Source organism: Enterobacter cloacae complex sp. 6730903 (assembly GCF_048283985.1).
GTDB lineage: Bacteria > Pseudomonadota > Gammaproteobacteria > Enterobacterales > Enterobacteriaceae > Enterobacter > Enterobacter hormaechei_C.
The window spans coordinates 64,425-81,263 of record NZ_JBLVXX010000011.1; the positions used below are offsets into that span (position 1 = coordinate 64,425).

Sequence of the window (16,839 nt, forward strand, 5' to 3'; positions counted from 1 at the left end):
AATTTTGTGCACAGTTGTACCTGCAAACCCTTGCGGATTCGCATATGCTCCCGTTACGGCAAGCAATTTCAGATGGGCCGCAGCCGCGACCCGCTTAATTAGTTGATTTCGATACGACGCGGTTTTTTCTCTTCCGGAATCACACGTTCCAGTTCGATAAACAGCAGGCCGTTCACCAGGTTCGCGCCCTTGACGTGGATGTTCTCAGCCAGCTGGAACTTGCGTTCAAAGTTGCGCTCTGCGATACCCTGGTAGAGGTAGGTTCGTTCTTTCTGTTCGCCCGTATGGGAGCCTTTCACCACCAGCAGATTGTCCTGCGCGGTGATCTCCAGTTCGCTCTCTGCGAAACCGGCAACAGCAATCGCAATGCGATAGTGGTTTTCGTCAACCAGTTCAACGTTGTAAGGAGGATAGCCGTTGCTCTGGCTCTGGTTGTTTTCTAAGTGGTTGAACAGACGATCAAAACCAATGGCAGAACGGTATAGCGGAGAGAGATCGAAATTACGCATAGATAAATGCTCCTGAAATCAGCGAGAAAATGTAGCCTTCCACCATGGACAGGCTTCTGCTTCCCCGAACACCCATCAGGCGTGTCCGTTATCGGGTTACATTCTTAAAATGGGTCTGGATACGGCCTTTTCAAGACTGTTGATGTGAGATTTTTTTGCACTTTGCTGGTTGTCGCATAGACTCAGGGGCACAGCACAAAGGGTTAAATTGCGATGGCGACCACAGTGCGGGAGTTTTGAGCTATCCATTTTGGACGCGCCTCGCTATAACCCTGAGTTGCAGGTTAATGCCGTGCTACTAATGATGACTGAGTGATGATGAGAAATGTTCTGATTAAGCTGGCGACGTTCAGCGGGGTTGTTTTACTTTGCGGGTGTTCGAGCGTGATGTCGCACACCGGCGGTAAAGAAGGAACATATCCGGGGACGCGCGCCAGTGCCGCAATGATCTCTGATGATGAGACAAACTGGGGTACCAAATCTCTGGCGATTCTTGATATGCCGTTTACGGCGGTTGCCGATACGCTTTTGCTGCCGTGGGATATGTTCCGCACCGACAGCTCAGTGCGTTCGCGCGTTGAGAAAAGCGAGCAGGAAAAGCTGGCGACCAATTCCGTCATCCCGCCCGCAGCGATGCCTCCACGCTAATTCTGTGCGGTTTCCGTTAGCCACAGCTGGCGGAAACCGTCCTTCTCTTCCATCCATGCAATAAATCGTCCGTCCGGGGAAAACACCACAGCGTCAGCAGACGGCGGATTGCCGTGATCGGACGTCACAAACGTCACCTCTCCGGTCTGCGCATCGCAGCAGGCAATGCGGCCTGCAAGCACAAATCCCAGCCCGTTGCCGGAAGGATGCCAGTTAAAGGCTGACTGAATATCACGCTCAGCGTGGGTCAGCTGGCGCGGCTCGCCGCCCTCAGGGGAGATAAGCCACAGCTGCACAACGCCGTTATCGTCCCGCATTAAAAACGCAATCTGCGTTCCCTGTGGATTGCTGCGCACCCAGTGGCGCGGCACGTTCACCAGCCCCGGATACGCCTTCTGGTGGGTGAAGGTAAGGCGGCGTTGCATGACGCCCGCAGGCGGCGCGGGCATTGTATCCGGCGTCCCCTGCAACGGCGCATCACCCGCCCGTTTCCAGCCCTGCTCGTCTTTGGGGAGATCGACAATAAACAGTTCGGGCACTTTCTCGCCTTTCGCAGACACCGTATCGCCGATAAACGCTAGCCTGTCGTTGCCCACCCAGCCCTCTTCGTAGGCGCGGTTGATCTCATCGCTGCCCGGTTTCGGGTTCGGCGTTGTACGGCTTACCAGTACGCTCCAGAAGGTTCCGGCATATTCCCGCGGATGGTTCCCCTGTGGGTTTACCGGACCAAAAGGCGCCGCCACCCCGACGTTACGCAAATCCAGCTGCGGATCGCGCGCGTGCAGCACATGGTCGTTGTAGGTAAAGCTGACGAACTGCCCGTTCGGGCTAAAAACGTGGACGTGGCTGCCGCCACGCAGCGCGCCTGCGGTGTAAGGCGCGGTGATATCCATCGCATCAAGATTGCTCACCTGACCATTGTGCGCAATCACCCCCTGGCGATGATGAAAATCGTAGTGCCAGTCTGCATCCGGGTTTTTCGGGCCGTGGATAAAAACATATTTGTCCTGCGCCGGATGAACGGTCACCACGCCGACATGCGCGCCGTCAGTCGCACGGTAGATCGCCTCAACCTCGCCCGTACTGACATTGACCCGCTCAATGGTTTCACCGGTAAACGACGCGCCTGACGGGCGGACATCATAGACAAGCCACTGGCTGTCTGGCGTCCAGACGTTGATGTTGGTGAGCTGGTGGTTGCGGGAAGCGAAGGTGATTTGTTTCATGGAAATACCCTGATGCGCGGTTATCGCATCAGGGTAAAACATCCGAAGGGATTAGCCTACTCGTTTAACGTCGCCGACCAGCAGGATGTAGGAGAGCGCGCCGATCAGCGCCACGGCAGAGATATACACCAGCGCCGGACCAAAGCCGTAGTCCTGCGCCAGGTAACCGATGACCAGCGGTACGGTGATCCCGCCCAGGCCGCCAACGAAGTTAAACACGCCACCGGTCAGGCCGATCAGACGCATCGGCGCCAGCGACGACACCAGCGACCAGGTGATAGAGGCAAAACCGTTTCCGAAGAACGCTACCGCCATCAGGGTCATGATCCACACCGGATCGTTGGTGTAGTTCGCTCCCATGATGCAGGTAGAGATCAGCAGTCCGCAGATAATCGGCGTTTTACGCGCAACGCCCAGCGAGAAACCTTTTTTCACCAGCTTATCCGCCAGCCAGCCCGAGAGCAGGACGCCGAAAAACGCCGCAAGGAAGGGTACGGTGGTCATAAAGCCTGCCTTCAGCGCGGTAATACCTTTTTCCTGGGTCAGATAGTTCGGGAACCAGGTGAGGAAGAACCACAGCGTGGAGGTCACCGCGAACTGTCCCAGATACACGCCCACCAGCTTACGGTGGAAGACCAGCTTCCAGTCCGCTCTGGTCAGCGGCTGGCGCGCCTCTTTTTTCACGGGCGCATCGCCGTCCACCAGGCCACCGCCGTCGCGGATGTAGTCCAGTTCGGCTTTGGAGATGCTTTTGGTCAGGCGCGGCGGCTGATACACCTTAAACCAGATTAACGACCAGATAATGCCGATCCCGCCGGTGACGATAAACACCCAGTGCCAGCTCAGCAGCTCCTGGATCCAGATTAACAGCGGCGTCAGAAACGCCAGACCAACAAACTGCCCGGAGGTGTAAAAGCCGACGGCAGAGGCTCGCTCATGTTCCGGGAACCAGCTGGTCACCATGCGGTTGTTGGTCGGAAACGCGGGCGCTTCAAACACCCCGGTGATGGCGCGCAGGCCAATCAGCGACATCAGCCCGGTGGCGAAGCCCTGGAACAGGGTCGCCACGGACCAGCCGAAAATAGCGATAAAGTAGGTCAGACGTGAACCCACGCGGTCAAGGAACCAGCCGCCCGGGATCTGGCAGAGCGTATACAGCCAGGCAAACGCCGAGAAGACGTAGCCCATTTCCGCTTTGGTGATGCCAAACTCTTCCTGAATATGAGCCGATGCCACGGCAAGGTTGGCGCGGTCGACATAACAGATGACCACGGTAATAAAGATCATGATCAGCGTCAGGTAACGACGACGCCCGGTTTTTGCAGCAGTAACTGGAATATCCATCGCAATCTGTCTCCAGATTTTGGGCATAGCGAAGCCGCTCACCATGCCCTGTAATTTACAGAGGGTTATATTTTTTCTATGTACGTTTTTTTTGCCCGGTGGCGCTTCGCTTACCGGGCCTACGAGAAAGTAGGCCGGATAAGCGTAGCGCCATCCGGCGATTTACCACTCGGCTACGGAACCGTCTTCATGACGCCACAGTGGGTTACGCCAGTCCGGCGCACTTTTACTCAGCTCAATGACTTTGGCTTCATCGATCTCCACGCCAAGGCCCGGCTTCGTTAACGGTTTAAAGAAACCGCCTTCCATGCTGAAGTCTTCTTTGTTTTTCACAAAGTCGAGCAGCTCCGCGCCCTCGTTATAGTGAATGCCCATGCTTTGTTCCTGGAACACCGCATTGCGGGAGACGAAGTCGACGTGCAGGCAGGCCGCCAGCGCAATCGGTCCAAGCGGACAGTGCGGCGCCAGCGCCACATCCCAGGCTTCTGCCATTCCGGCAATTTTGTAGCATTCGGTGATGCCGCCCGCGTGGGAGAGGTCCGGTTGCAGGATCGCAATGCCGCCCGCCTCCAGCACGCGTTTAAACTCGAAGCGCGAGAACATGCGTTCCCCCGCCGCGATGGGAATGTGCGTCTGTTCAGCCAGTTTCGGATAGTATTCCGCCTGCTCGGCCAGCACCGGCTCTTCGATAAACAGCGGGCGATACGGCTCCAGCTCTTTAATCAGCACTTTGGCCATTGGCGCGCTGACGCGGCCGTGGAAATCCAGACCAAACTCAATCTCGTTGCCGAAAGCCTCGCGGATTTGCGCCACGGTGTTCACCGCCCGGTCTACCGCGCGCGAGTTGTCTATAACGCCCATCTCTTCGCAGCCGTTGAGTTTGAAGGTGTCAAAACCGATGTTGCGCAGTTGCCGGATACCGTCGATCACTTCCGCAGGGCGGTCACCGCCCACCCAGCTGTAGGCTTTGATTTTGTCGCGCACCAGGCCGCCCATTAATTGCCAGACCGGGGCATTCAGCACTTTGCCTTTGATATCCCACAGCGCCTGATCAATACCGGCGATGGCGCTCATCAGGATCGGACCGCCACGGTAAAATCCCGCCCGGTACATGACCTGCCACAGGTCGTTGATGCGCGCCGGATCCTGGCCAATCAGGTATTCGCCCAGCTCGTGAACCGCGGCTTCAACGGTGCGCGCACGGCCTTCAATCACCGGCTCGCCCCAGCCAACCACGCCTTCGTCGGTTTCGATTTTCAGGAACATCCAACGCGGGGGTAAACGGTACGTGGTGAGTTTGGTTATTTTCATTGCACTGCCTCTCGATACGCTTTCACAAATGCTGCCGCCTGCTGTGAGGTACGCTCAACGGGCTGACCTGCACGATAGAGATCGCTGCCCAGCCCGGCGCCCACACAGCCCGCTTTTATCCACTGCACCAGGTTTTCCGGCGTGACGCCACCCACGGCAAAGACCGGCACGCTGGCGGGTAAGACCGCTTTCAGCGCTTTGATGTAATCCGGACCAAAGGCCGACGACGGGAAAATTTTGAGAGACTGTGCGCCCGCATCGAGGGCGGCAAAGGCTTCTGTGGCCGTGGCGCAACCCGGGCAGACGGTCATGCCGTAATCCACCGCCCGGCGGATCACCTCGGGGTTGATATTCGGTGTGACGATAAGCTTGCAGCCCATTTTCGCCAGTTCATCCACTTGCTCCGGCTGTAATACGGTGCCAGCGCCAATCAGCGCCTTATCACCAAACGCCTTCACAACTGCCGGAATGCTTTTTTCCCACTCCGGGGAGTTGAGCGGGATTTCCACCGCGTCGAACCCGGCGTCGATCACCGCGCCAACGTGCGCTAAGGCCTCACCGGGCGTGATACCGCGCAAAATCGCGATCAGGGGAAGTTCAGTTTGCCACTGCATGAGCGATGCTCCTTATGCCTGCCTGAAATGCCGTGTCGCCTTCCACCGCAGCAACATCCCGTCCGATAGCGTGGAACGCCTGGCGGTAACGAGACGTCAGCGATGAACCCGCGACGAGCGTGATGGCCTGCTGCCCGGCGAACGCGTCGCTCAGGGTGGCGACTTCTGCGCCAATCAGCAGGCCGGACAGAAATTCGCTGACCTGTTCGCGCGGAAGATTTCCCAGCACGTGCGAGGCGCGAACCTCAAAAAGTTGCGGCAAAACGACAGGGGAGGCGATCCCGCGCTCAAGCCCGGCGGCAAACGCTTCCGGCGAAGGGGTCTGCTCCGGCAAACCGGCCCCCACCAGCGAATGCTTAAGCAGCAAGTGGTGCAGTTCGCCGGTCATCACGGTGCGGAAATCATGAATTTGCTCAGCATCCGCCTGGACCCATTTGCAGTGCGTCCCGGGCATGACGTAGACAGAAGAAGGAGAAAGGGTGCGCGCCCCGAGCAGCTGCGTCTCTTCGCCGCGCATCACGTTATGGTTATCGTCGCGAGAGACGCATAAACCGGGAATAATCCAGACATTGTCGCCAACGGACGTTAACTGCTCGCCAACGGCGGTGAAATGCACCGGAACTGACAGGTAAGGCGCGACCTTCCAGCCCACGTTACTGCCGACCATTCCGGCCATCACCACTGGCGTTGTACCGTCGCGCCAGTTTTGTGTCACCTCTGCTAACACCGCTGCGGGGGATTTACCGTTCAGGCGCGTCACACCTGCTTCTGATTGCCTGCTTTCCAGGCACTGCTCATCCTGGTAGAGCCAGGCGCGCAGATTGGTCGATCCCCAGTCAATTGCGATGTAGCGTGATGTCATGTGATTTCCTTCAACCTTCGTGTCGAGCTGGCGATCATGGTCAGCGCCGCCTGCTCTGCCGCATCGCCGTCCTGATGCCGTATCGCATCGAACAGCGCTTTATGTTCCTGAAGCGTTTTCGGCATGTTGGCCTCATCGCCCATCCAGGTACGTTCAAATACTGCTCGCTGTAGCGAGCTGATCGCCACGCTAAGCTGCTGTAAAACCGGGTTATGCACCGACTGCAATACCGCTTCGTGGTAGCGAATATCCGCTTCGTTGAACGCCTCCCGATTCTGGTTATTGGCGATCATGTCGTTTAAAGCCGACTCAATCTGTGCCAGGTCGCCTGACGTTGCGCGCTCTGCCGCCCAGCGGGCGATGGCCGGTTCCACCAGATTTCGGACTTCGCTCATCGCGCCGATGAGCCGTGGGTCGTAGTCGTTTTCCAGTACCCATTGCAGAACGTCAGTATCGAGGTAGTTCCACTGGTTACGCGGCGCCACAAACGCGCCGCGATAGCGCTTCATTTCAATCAGCCGCTTCGCCATCAGCGAGCGGAACACTTCCCGGATGATGTTGCGCGAGGTTTCAAACTCCTCGCACAGTTCCGCCTCTGCTGGTAGCGGCGAACCGGGAACGTATTTGCCACCCACAATCTGGGTGCCCAGCGTGATGACAATGCGATCGGTTTTATTGAGTGTCATGGAGAGTCCTTGTGCTCTGTAAGTCCATCACTACTTTACCGCGACCGCTGAATTTCGCCTCACTTTTGCAGTACAAACGTGAGGCCTTCCGCCTTTGCTGTGGTGATAATGTAGTACAATCAATTAATGTTGTACTACAATCCAGATCACAAAAAGAACAATTCGATAAATTCAGGGCCAAAAAAAGCCCCGGTTAATAACCAGGGCTAATCTTTCAAAGCACTTGTTACGACAGAACGAATTTCTCGATCGCCCAGGCAACGCCATCTTCCAGGTTAGATTTGGTCACGAAGTTCGCCACTTCTTTTACCGACGGGATGGCGTTATCCATCGCCACGCCCATGCCCGCATATTCGATCATCGCAATATCGTTTTCCTGGTCGCCCAGCGCCATAATCTCCTCAGGCTTGATGCCCAGCGCATCGGCAAGCGATTTGACGCCCGTGCCTTTATTGACGCGTTTATCGAGGATTTCGAGGAAGTACGGTGCACTTTTCAGCACGGTGTATTTCTCTTTTACCTCAGCCGGAATGCGTGAGATGGCTTTGTCGAGAACCGCAGGTTCATCAATCATCATCACTTTCAGAAACTGGGTCGCCGGGTCCATTTTCTCCGCTTCGCAGAACACCAGTGGAATGGTTGCTACGTAGGACTCGTGCACCGTGTAGTAGCTGATATCGCGGTTGGCGGTGTAAAGCGTATTGCGATCGAGCGCGTGGAAGTGAGAGCCCACGTCGCGGGAGAGTTTTTCCAGGAACCGGTAATCATCATAGCTCAGTGCAGTTTGCGCCACCGTGCTGCCATCGGCTGCCTTTTGCACCAGCGCGCCGTTATAGGTGATGCAGTAATCGCCAGGCTGGTTCATGTGCAGCTCTTTCAGGTAACTGTGCACCCCGGCATACGGGCGTCCGGTGGTGAGCACCACGTTCACGCCTTTTTCGCGTGCGGCGGCGATCGCATTTTTAACGGCAGGAGAGATAGTGTGGTCCGGCAGCAGCAGCGTGCCGTCCATATCGATTGCAATGAGTTTGATAGCCATGAGGTCCCCGGGATAAATGAGTGCTACCTCATGCTAACGCGATTAAGCACACAAAAATAGAGCTACCTTGCGCAACAAAAAGCCCCTTTTACGTTTATCCCGGGAACGGGAACTCACTCGCGGGTGAGAACGATTTTGCCAAACGCACCGCGATCCAGATGTTCAAGCGCCTGTTCCAGCTCGTCAAAGCGGTAGCGATGCTCAATCACCGGTTTTAACTCCGTGACATCAACAGCACGGACAAAATCTTCCAGCGCCCGGCGGTGTCCAACCCCAATCCCCTGAATGACGGGAGATTTCAGCAACAGCTCGCTTGCAGGCAGAGAAATTTCTGTCCCGGCCAGCACGCCAATGACCGATATCCGCCCATGAACGGCAACGGCGCGCAGGGAATGTCTCAGGTTCTCCCCACCCACGGTTTCAATAATATGGTCGATGCCGCGATCCTGCGTGAGCGCCAGCGTATCTTCTGCCCAGTCGCCTTTCAGCCGGTTGATGCCCTGGCTGGCCCCCAGCTTTTTGGCCCGCGCCAGTTTTTCATCACTCCCCGACGTAACAATAACTTCTGCGCCGTGCGCTTTTGCTATCTGCAAAGCGAATAGCGCCACACCGCCCGTCCCTTGTACCAGCACCGATTGCCCGGCGCGCAGCTGACCACGTTCCACCAGCGCAAACCAGGCGGTGAGCCCCGCGCAAGGAAGCGTGCTGGCCTCAGCGTCATCCAGGCTTTCCGGGGACGCCACCAGCGCATTTTCACTCACAATCACATATTCGGCCAGCATGCCCTGGAAGTATCCACCGGACGTTTTATAGGGCAAATCGCGCGCGTCTGCCTGCGGCTTGCCGTCGATCCATTCCGGGAAGAAGGTTGAGATGACGCGTGCGCCGGGCTTGAAACGCGTAACGCCTTCGCCGATGCTGTCCACCACGCCTGCCATGTCAGATGCTGGAGTAAACGGGAAGGAAAGCGGAATCGGCATCGTGCCTTCAATCACCATTTTATCCCGGTAGTTGAGCGCAACGGCTTTAACCCTTACGCGAACCTCCCCCGGGCCTGGCTGTGGAACAGGCTCCTGAACGAGCCTGAGGCTTTCACGACCAAGGGCATCCATTGACCAGCGTTGCATTGTTTCAGTCATTTTTTTCTCCTGTCATCAGATGATTTTCAGTTCTGACAGTCTACCGTTGACTCAGCGTCGCCAGTGGCGATAAGTTTTCCCTTCATTGATGACCAAATTGACACAATCCGTCCATGACCGATACGCTGAAAGATATTCCCGTTTTCGTTGCCTCCGTTGAGGCAGGAAGTTTTGCCCAGGCCGCCGTCCGACTGCATTTGTCGCGCTCGGCGGTAGGAAAAAGCATTGCTCGTCTTGAAGAGAGGCTGGGGGTTCGTCTGTTTCATCGGACCACCCGCAGTCAGAGGCTGACCGATAACGGCGCGCTTTTTTATGAACGCTGCCTGCGCGCGCTGGAGGAGATCCGTGGCGCTGAATCGCAGCTTGAAACCGGAAAACATCAGGTCAATGGTCGGCTACGTGTTGCCGTGCCGGTGCTGTTTGGTCGCCAGTGTATCGCCCCGCTGCTAATAGAGCTGGCGCAGGAGCATCCCGGGCTTGAGCTTGAAATGTCCTTCAGCGACCGCGTCGTGGATCTCGTGGAAGAAGGGTTTGATATGGCGGTGCGCAATGGCGCTCTGGCTGACAGCAGCGTGCTGGTCGCCAGAAGGCTGGGTGAGCACCGGATGGTGCTGTGCGCCGCGCCGGATTACCTGTTTAAGAATGGCCAGCCGCAAACCGTTGATGATCTACGCCAGCATACGGCCATTAACTACACGCGTGCGGGCAGAGTCCTACCCTGGCAGCTGATGGATTACGATGGCACGTCGCGCACGTTTATTCCCCGCTCATCGCTCAATATGGATGATTTGCAGGCGATCTGCGACGCGGCGCTGGCCGGCCACGGCCTTGCATGGCTACCCTGCTGGATGGTCATCAAAGAAATTCATCAGGGAAACCTTGCCCCGCTCTTAAAGCAGGCCCCGGATGTACGCTTCGACGTTCATGCCGTCTGGCAGCAGACGCCACACCTGCCGCTAAGGGTAAGAATTGCCATAGATATGCTGGTCAAACGTTTACCGGCAGTGATGTCGCTGGAGTTTCCTGCGTCCATAAAAAAGCCGCGCTGAAGCGCGGCCAGTTATGCTGTCGTAAAGCGACGATTAAATATCGATATTCGCCGCTTTCAGGGCGTTCTCTTCGATGAAGGCGCGACGTGGTTCAACCGCATCGCCCATCAGGGTCGTGAACAGCTGATCCGCTGCGATTGCGTCTTTAACGGTGACGCGCAGCATGCGACGGCTTTCCGGATCCATGGTGGTTTCCCACAGCTGATCCGGGTTCATTTCGCCCAGGCCTTTATAACGCTGAATAGAGAGACCACGACGGGACTCTTTCACCAGCCACTCCAGCGCCTGTTCGAAGCTGGCTACCGGCTGACGACGTTCGCCACGTTCGATGAACGCGTCGTCTTCGATCAGGCCGCGCAGCTTCTCGCCAAGGGTGCAGATACGACGGTATTCCGGACCGGTCACAAATTCGTGCTCCAGCGGGTAGTCGGTATCGACGCCGTGGGTACGCACGCGGACGATCGGCTCGAACTGCTGCTCAGCGTTCTGCTGGACGTCGAACTTCCACTGGCTGCCATGCTGCTCTTTCTCGTTCAGCTCGCTCACCAGGGTGTTCACCCAGCGGGTGACGGTCTGCTCGTTGCTCAGATCGGCTTCGGTCAGGGTCGGCTGGTAAATCAGCTCTTTCAGCAGCGCTTTCGGATAGCGACGCTCCATACGGCCAATCATTTTCTGCGTGGCGTTGAACTCAGAGACCAGACGCTCCAGCGGCTCACCGGCCAGCGCTGGCGCGCTGGAGTTTGCGTGCAGGGTCGCACCATCAAGGGCGATCGCGATTTGGTACTGATCCATCGCGTCGTCATCTTTAATGTACTGTTCCTGCTTGCCTTTCTTCACTTTGTACAGCGGCGGCTGGGCAATGTAGACGTGGCCGCGCTCAACGATTTCCGGCATCTGACGATAGAAGAAGGTCAACAGCAGCGTACGAATGTGCGAGCCGTCGACGTCCGCATCGGTCATGATGATGATGCTGTGATAGCGCAGTTTGTCCGGGTTGTACTCGTCGCGACCAATGCCGCAGCCCAGCGCGGTGATAAGCGTCGCCACTTCCTGAGAAGAGAGCATCTTGTCAAAGCGCGCTTTCTCAACGTTAAGGATTTTACCCTTCAGCGGCAGAATCGCCTGGTTCTTGCGGTTACGGCCCTGCTTCGCAGAACCGCCCGCGGAGTCCCCTTCCACAAGGTACAGTTCAGACAGCGCCGGGTCGCGTTCCTGACAGTCAGCCAGTTTGCCCGGCAGGCCTGCCAGGTCCAGCGCGCCTTTACGACGGGTCATTTCACGCGCTTTACGCGCCGCTTCACGGGCACGCGCCGCATCGATAATTTTACCCACCACGATTTTCGCGTCGGACGGGTTTTCCAGCAGGTATTCGCTCAGCAGTTCGTTCATCTGCTGTTCAACCGCCGATTTCACCTCAGAAGAGACCAGCTTGTCTTTGGTCTGTGAGGAGAACTTCGGATCCGGCACCTTCACGGAGACCACGGCAATCAGGCCTTCACGGGCATCGTCGCCGGTGGCGCTGACTTTCGCTTTTTTGCTGTAGCCTTCTTTGTCCATGTAGGCGTTCAGGGTACGGGTCATCGCCGCGCGGAAGCCCGCAAGGTGCGTACCGCCGTCGCGCTGTGGAATGTTGTTGGTGAAGCAGTAGATGTTTTCCTGGAAACCGTCGTTCCACTGCAAGGCCACTTCCACGCCGATACCGTCTTTTTCAGTAGAGAAGTAGAAGATATTCGGGTGAATCGGCGTTTTATTCTTGTTCAGATACTCAACGAACGCCTTGATACCGCCTTCGTAGTGGAAGTGGTCTTCTTTGTTGTCACGTTTGTCGCGCAGACGAATCGACACGCCGGAGTTCAGGAACGACAGTTCACGCAGGCGTTTCGCCAGAATGTCGTACTCGAATTCGGTGACGTTGGTGAAGGTTTCAAGGCTCGGCCAGAAACGCACCATGGTACCGGTTTTCTCGGTATCGCCCGTGACGGCCAGCGGCGCTTCTGGCACGCCATGCTGGTAGATCTGACGGTGAATTTTGCCTTCGCGCTGGATAACCAGCTCCAGCTTCTGCGACAGGGCGTTTACTACGGATACGCCTACGCCGTGCAGACCGCCGGAAACTTTATAGGAGTTATCATCGAACTTACCGCCTGCGTGCAGAACGGTCATGATCACTTCCGCAGCAGATACGCCCTCTTCCGGGTGAATACCGGTTGGGATGCCACGACCGTCATCGGTAACGGACACGGAGTTGTCCGCATGGATCGTGACCACGATGTCTTTACAGTGACCCGCGAGCGCTTCGTCGATAGCGTTATCTACCACCTCGAATACCATGTGGTGCAGACCGGTGCCGTCATCCGTGTCGCCGATATACATACCCGGGCGCTTACGCACCGCATCCAGCCCTTTCAGGACTTTGATACTGGAGGAGTCATAAGAATTCGACATCAACGTTTCTCGCTCATTTCAACTTGGGTTAATCCGTTATTTTACCCTTTTCCACGGTAAACATCTTCGAATTTTCGTCCGACATGTCCATAACGTGTTCAGCGCTAATGGCGCTGACGAAAACCTGCGACTGCGTGGCTTTTAAGCGACTGGCAAGCAGCCCGCGCCGCGCGTCGTCAAGTTCCGAGGCAAAATCATCTATCAGGTACAGGCAGCGTCGCCCACTTTCGCGGGTGAGGAATTCCCCCTGCGCCAGGCGCAGCGCGCACATCAGGAGCTTCAGCTGCCCGCGCGACAGCGTGTCTTCCACCGGCGCACCGTCGGCACGAATGCGGAAATCCGCCTTGTGCGGGCCGTGCGCGGTGTAGGTCAACATGCGCTCGCGCTCGAAGCTTCTCTCTAACACCTCGGCATATTCCGTCTCTTTTTCCCAGCCACGCTGGAAAGAGAAGGTGAGAGAGAACTCGGGTAAAAACTGTTTGCAGGTGTCGGCCATGTCTTCGGCGATACCTGCACTGTATTCGGCACGCCAGTGGCTGATTTGTTCCGCAAGAGGAATGAGTTCCATGTCCCACGGACGCAGCTGGGCGTAGCGCGTGACCTGGCGCAATGCGGCGTTACGCTGTTTAAGCAGACGCTTCAGGTTGCTCCAGGCGTTAAAGAAACCGGCTTCATTGTGAAAGCATCCCCAGTCGAGGAACGCTCTTCTGTATTTGGGGCCGCCGTTGAGTAAAGTAAACCCCTCGGGCGTAATCAGCTGCATCGGCATCAGCAGCGCCAGCTCCGCCACCTTGTGGCCATCGGTGCCGTCGATGCGCACCTTGCTGTCGCCCTGCTTGTCTTTGGTCAGGCCGATGGCGGTTTCCCGCTCTGCGCCCTGCAAACGCCCGTGCAGAACAAAAGAGTCCTGCTCGTGGCGAATCACGCGACCAATCTGCAAACTGCGAAACGCCCGGCCGTGGCCGAGCGTATAGATGGCTTCCAGCACGCTGGTTTTGCCGCTGCCGTTCGCGCCAACCAGGAAGTTAAAGCCAGGGGATAAAGCGAGATCCGCGCTTTCGATATTGCGAAAGTCGCGGATCAACAGACGGGTGAGCGACATTACAGTCTCATTGGCATGACAACATAGGCAGCCGACTGTGATGCGGCATCTTCAATCTGTACGCTCGAAACGGAGTCAGTCAGCAGGATGCGAACGTTCTCGCATTTCAGTGCATTCAGCACATCCAGCACATAGCTGACGTTGAAGCCGATTTCCATCTCAGCCCCGGCGTAGGTGACGTCCAGAATCTCTTCTGCCTCTTCCTGCTCCGGGTTGTTGGCGGTGATTTTGATCTGGTTTTCACTCACGTACAGACGTACGCCGCGGAATTTCTCGTTGGAGAGAATAGCGGCACGCGCGAACGCCTGCTTGAGGATGTCGCAACCCGCCTCCAGCGTTTTATCCGGGTTCTTCGGCAATACGCGGCGATAATCCGGGAAACGACCGTCTACCAGCTTCGATGTGAAGACAAAATCGCCCACATGGGCACGAATATTGTTGCTGCCAATTTGCACGCGCAGCGGCGTGTCGCCGCCGTCGAGCATACGCATCAGTTCAATCACGCCTTTACGCGGCACGATCACCGAATGGTTCGGCAGTGAATCACCAATCGGCATAGAACAGACCGCCAGACGGTGACCGTCGGTCGCCACGGTACGCAGCTCTTCACCTTCGGTTTCGAACAGCATGCCGTTTAAGTAGTAACGAACGTCCTGATGCGCCATGGAGAACTGCGTGGCTTCGATCAGACGCTTCATCGTCGCCTGCGGCAGAGTAAATTCAACTTCGCTCTGCCAGTCATCCAGGTTCGGGAAGTCCGCAGCGGGCAACGTGGAGAGGGAGAAACGGCTGCGGCCAGAGCGCACCAGCATGCGGTCGCCCTCCAGCTGCACGGCGATTTCAGCGCCTTCCGGCAGCCCACGGCAAATATCAAATAATTTACGTGCCGGAACCGTGGTCGCGCCCGCGTCGTGCGGCTGAGTCAGCGTAACGCGCGCGATCATTTCCATTTCCAGATCTGTGCCGGTCAGCGACAGCGTACCGTCCGCGACCTGAAGCAGCAGGTTTCCAAGAATAGGCAGCGTAGGGCGGCCGCCTAATGGGCCACTCACCTGTTGCAGCGGTTTTAATAAATGTTCACGTTCAACGGTAAATTTCATAGCGTCACGATGATAATGTTCTGATTAAATTGGAAAAATCTTCTTTTATGTCGTGGCTTTCTTCGCGTAACTGCTCGATCTTGCGACAAGCGTGCAGCACGGTCGTATGGTCACGGCCACCAAACGCATCACCGATTTCCGGCAGACTGTGGTTGGTTAGCTCTTTTGCCAGCGCCATCGCCATCTGACGCGGACGCGCCACCGAGCGGGAACGACGTTTAGACAGTAAATCTGCCACTTTGATCTTGTAGTACTCAGCCACCGTCTTCTGAATATTGTCGATAGTGACCAGTTTTTCCTGCAAAGCCAATAAATCGCGCAGCGCTTCACGCACAAAATCGATGGTGATCGCACGACCGGTGAAGTTGGCGTTGGCGATAACGCGATTCAGCGCCCCTTCCAGTTCACGCACGTTGGAACGCAGACGCTTGGCAATGAAGAACGCCACTTCACCCGGCAGGCGAATGTCGTTCTCGTCGGCTTTCTTCATCAGGATCGCGACGCGGGTTTCCAACTCCGGCGGCTCGATCGCCACGGTCAGGCCCCAGCCGAAGCGGGATTTGAGACGATCTTCAACGCCGTTGATCTCTTTAGGATAACGATCCGAGGTCAGAATGATCTGCTGATTGCCTTCCAGCAGGGCGTTAAAGGTATGGAAAAACTCTTCCTGCGATCGTTCTTTATTGGCAAAGAACTGAATGTCATCGATCAGCAGCGCATCAACGGAACGGTAGTAGCGTTTAAACTCTTCGATCGCATTGTTTTGCAGGGCTTTTACCATGTCCTGAACGAAGCGTTCGGAGTGCATATACACCACTTTGGCATTGGGCTTACGCGCCATAATGCCGTTGCCCACCGCATGCAGCAGGTGCGTTTTACCGAGACCCGTGCCGCCATACAGAAACAGCGGGTTGTAAGCGCCGCCGGGGTTATCGGCAACCTGGCGAGCCGCCGCGCGCGCCAGCTGGTTCGACTTACCTTCAACGAAGTTATCGAACGTGTGTTTCACGTTAACGTTAGAGCGGTAGGTAGGCTCAGCGGGGGCCGGAACGTTATCCCAGCCCTGACGAGCCGGTGCAACGCGAGGCGCTGGCGCGGGCGCCGCCTGTGCAGGGGCTGCCACATTGACAACTTCACGAACGGTTTGGGTGACCGGCTTTGTGCCCACTTCAAAACGCAGCTGTGGGGCATCTGACCCGCAGAAATCGTTCAGCAGTCCATTGATGTTATTAAGGTATTTATCCCTTACCCAATCGAGCACGAAACGGTTTGGCGCATACAAAGCCAGCGTGTTATCGCTCAGTTCCGCCTGCAACGGGCGGATCCACATACTGAATTCTGTGGCTGGTAACTCATCCTGCAATCGGGCAAGACACTGCTGCCAAAGCGAAAGTGACACGGCGGACTCCACTCGAACAATAAAAGAAAACTATTGAATATTCATGATTGTTGGCGCACATCGACATGACCCTGTGCAAAAGGGTGATGTGCGAACCGCTATCTGCGGTTATACCCGGCCTGGATCGCTGGATCCCGATCGGGACCGCGGATCATAGCCTAAACTGAGCCAGAGATCTTCTGTTTCTCACAGATTCTTCCCGATTTATCCACAGGAAGATCCGGAATCGGGTAAGTGTAAACGATCCTGACGCGAGTGCCTCGCGATTTAGGCCGCATATTGGAAAATTTAATGAGTACAGACAATTTTTGGCTTAAATGATCTAACGAAGATCCGGGACGATCCTTGCGCTTTGTTGGCGAGCCC

At 56.5% G+C, this 16,839-nt stretch carries 15 protein-coding genes and 1 other annotated feature; of the genes, 2 read left to right on the plus strand and 13 right to left on the minus strand.

The genetic code is table 11. The features are described 5' to 3' along the window. Window positions 1-98 precede the first annotated feature (98 nt). Window positions 99-509, minus strand: coding sequence for a small heat shock chaperone IbpA (gene ibpA / locus ACNQ0W_RS08175; protein ID WP_062933071.1), 411 nt, complete (start codon window positions 507-509; stop codon window positions 99-101). Then, window positions 503-577 (minus strand) — a sequence feature (ROSE (Repression Of Heat Shock gene Expression) occurs in the 5'-region of heat shock genes and acts as an RNA thermometer to modulate expression.). It overlaps the preceding gene by 7 nt. 247 nt (window positions 578-824) lie before the next feature. Between ibpA and ACNQ0W_RS08180 the strand changes: the two genes are divergently transcribed. After that, window positions 825-1,157, plus strand: coding sequence for a YceK/YidQ family lipoprotein (locus ACNQ0W_RS08180; protein WP_047050637.1), 333 nt, complete (start codon window positions 825-827; stop codon window positions 1,155-1,157). Here ACNQ0W_RS08180 and ACNQ0W_RS08185 read toward each other — a convergent pair. The 8 genes from ACNQ0W_RS08185 to ACNQ0W_RS08220 all read right to left on the minus strand — a co-directional run bounded on the left by ACNQ0W_RS08185 (window position 1,154) and on the right by ACNQ0W_RS08220 (window position 9,378). After that, window positions 1,154-2,383, minus strand: coding sequence for a DUF3748 domain-containing protein (locus ACNQ0W_RS08185; protein WP_074135702.1), 1,230 nt, complete (start codon window positions 2,381-2,383; stop codon window positions 1,154-1,156). The two genes, ACNQ0W_RS08180 and ACNQ0W_RS08185, sit on opposite strands and share 4 nt — an antisense overlap. A 51-nt stretch (window positions 2,384-2,434) precedes the next feature. Beyond that, a complete protein-coding gene (locus ACNQ0W_RS08190; protein ID WP_160863355.1) occupies window positions 2,435-3,772 on the minus strand; it encodes an MFS transporter in 1,338 nt (445 codons plus the stop codon). A gap of 117 nt (window positions 3,773-3,889) precedes the next feature. Continuing rightward, the gene (gene dgoD / locus ACNQ0W_RS08195; RefSeq protein ID WP_417933183.1) at window positions 3,890-5,038 is read right to left on the minus strand and encodes a galactonate dehydratase; all 1,149 of its coding nucleotides are present in this window, start codon (window positions 5,036-5,038) and stop codon (window positions 3,890-3,892) included. Continuing rightward, window positions 5,035-5,652 carry a 2-dehydro-3-deoxy-6-phosphogalactonate aldolase gene (locus ACNQ0W_RS08200; RefSeq protein ID WP_062933068.1) on the minus strand — a complete coding sequence of 206 codons (618 nt, stop codon included), beginning with the start codon at window positions 5,650-5,652 and terminating at the stop codon, window positions 5,035-5,037. Before ACNQ0W_RS08200 ends, dgoD begins: the two co-directional genes overlap by 4 nt. Next, window positions 5,636-6,514 carry a 2-dehydro-3-deoxygalactonokinase gene (locus tag ACNQ0W_RS08205; RefSeq protein WP_062933067.1) on the minus strand — a complete coding sequence of 293 codons (879 nt, stop codon included), beginning with the start codon at window positions 6,512-6,514 and terminating at the stop codon, window positions 5,636-5,638. Before ACNQ0W_RS08205 ends, ACNQ0W_RS08200 begins: the two co-directional genes overlap by 17 nt. Then, the gene (dgoR, locus tag ACNQ0W_RS08210) at window positions 6,511-7,200 is read right to left on the minus strand and encodes a D-galactonate utilization transcriptional regulator DgoR (RefSeq protein ID WP_003861109.1); all 690 of its coding nucleotides are present in this window, start codon (window positions 7,198-7,200) and stop codon (window positions 6,511-6,513) included. Before dgoR ends, ACNQ0W_RS08205 begins: the two co-directional genes overlap by 4 nt. Window positions 7,201-7,426: 226 nt before the next feature. Then, on the minus strand, window positions 7,427-8,239 hold the full coding sequence (gene yidA, locus ACNQ0W_RS08215; protein WP_023295661.1) for a sugar-phosphatase: 813 nt from the start codon (window positions 8,237-8,239) through the stop codon (window positions 7,427-7,429). A gap of 113 nt (window positions 8,240-8,352) precedes the next feature. Further along, window positions 8,353-9,378 carry a zinc-dependent alcohol dehydrogenase family protein gene (locus ACNQ0W_RS08220; protein WP_062933066.1) on the minus strand — a complete coding sequence of 342 codons (1,026 nt, stop codon included), beginning with the start codon at window positions 9,376-9,378 and terminating at the stop codon, window positions 8,353-8,355. Between the two features lie 113 nt (window positions 9,379-9,491). Here ACNQ0W_RS08220 and ACNQ0W_RS08225 point away from each other — a divergent pair, with 113 nt between their 5' ends. Then, window positions 9,492-10,427: a LysR family transcriptional regulator gene (locus ACNQ0W_RS08225; protein ID WP_047729022.1), complete on the plus strand. Its 936-nt coding sequence runs from the start codon at window positions 9,492-9,494 to the stop codon at window positions 10,425-10,427. Window positions 10,428-10,460: 33 nt separating this feature from the next. Here ACNQ0W_RS08225 and gyrB read toward each other — a convergent pair whose 3' ends face one another. Genes gyrB through dnaA form a run of 4 tightly spaced genes read right to left on the minus strand, consistent with a single transcriptional unit; the run spans window position 10,461 to window position 16,473 of the window. Further along, window positions 10,461-12,872, minus strand: coding sequence for a DNA topoisomerase (ATP-hydrolyzing) subunit B (gyrB, locus tag ACNQ0W_RS08230; protein WP_003861119.1), 2,412 nt, complete (start codon window positions 12,870-12,872; stop codon window positions 10,461-10,463). 28 nt (window positions 12,873-12,900) lie between these two features. After that, window positions 12,901-13,974, minus strand: a complete 1,074-nt coding sequence (gene recF, locus ACNQ0W_RS08235) for a DNA replication/repair protein RecF (RefSeq protein ID WP_062933065.1) — start codon at window positions 13,972-13,974, stop codon at window positions 12,901-12,903. Continuing rightward, entirely contained in the window at window positions 13,974-15,074 is a 1,101-nt protein-coding gene (gene dnaN, locus ACNQ0W_RS08240) for a DNA polymerase III subunit beta (protein WP_417933184.1), read from the minus strand. The genes recF and dnaN overlap by 1 nt, the downstream gene beginning before the upstream one ends. Window positions 15,075-15,078: 4 nt before the next feature. Further along, entirely contained in the window at window positions 15,079-16,473 is a 1,395-nt protein-coding gene (dnaA, locus tag ACNQ0W_RS08245) for a chromosomal replication initiator protein DnaA (RefSeq protein WP_003861124.1), read from the minus strand. Window positions 16,474-16,839 lie beyond the last annotated feature (366 nt).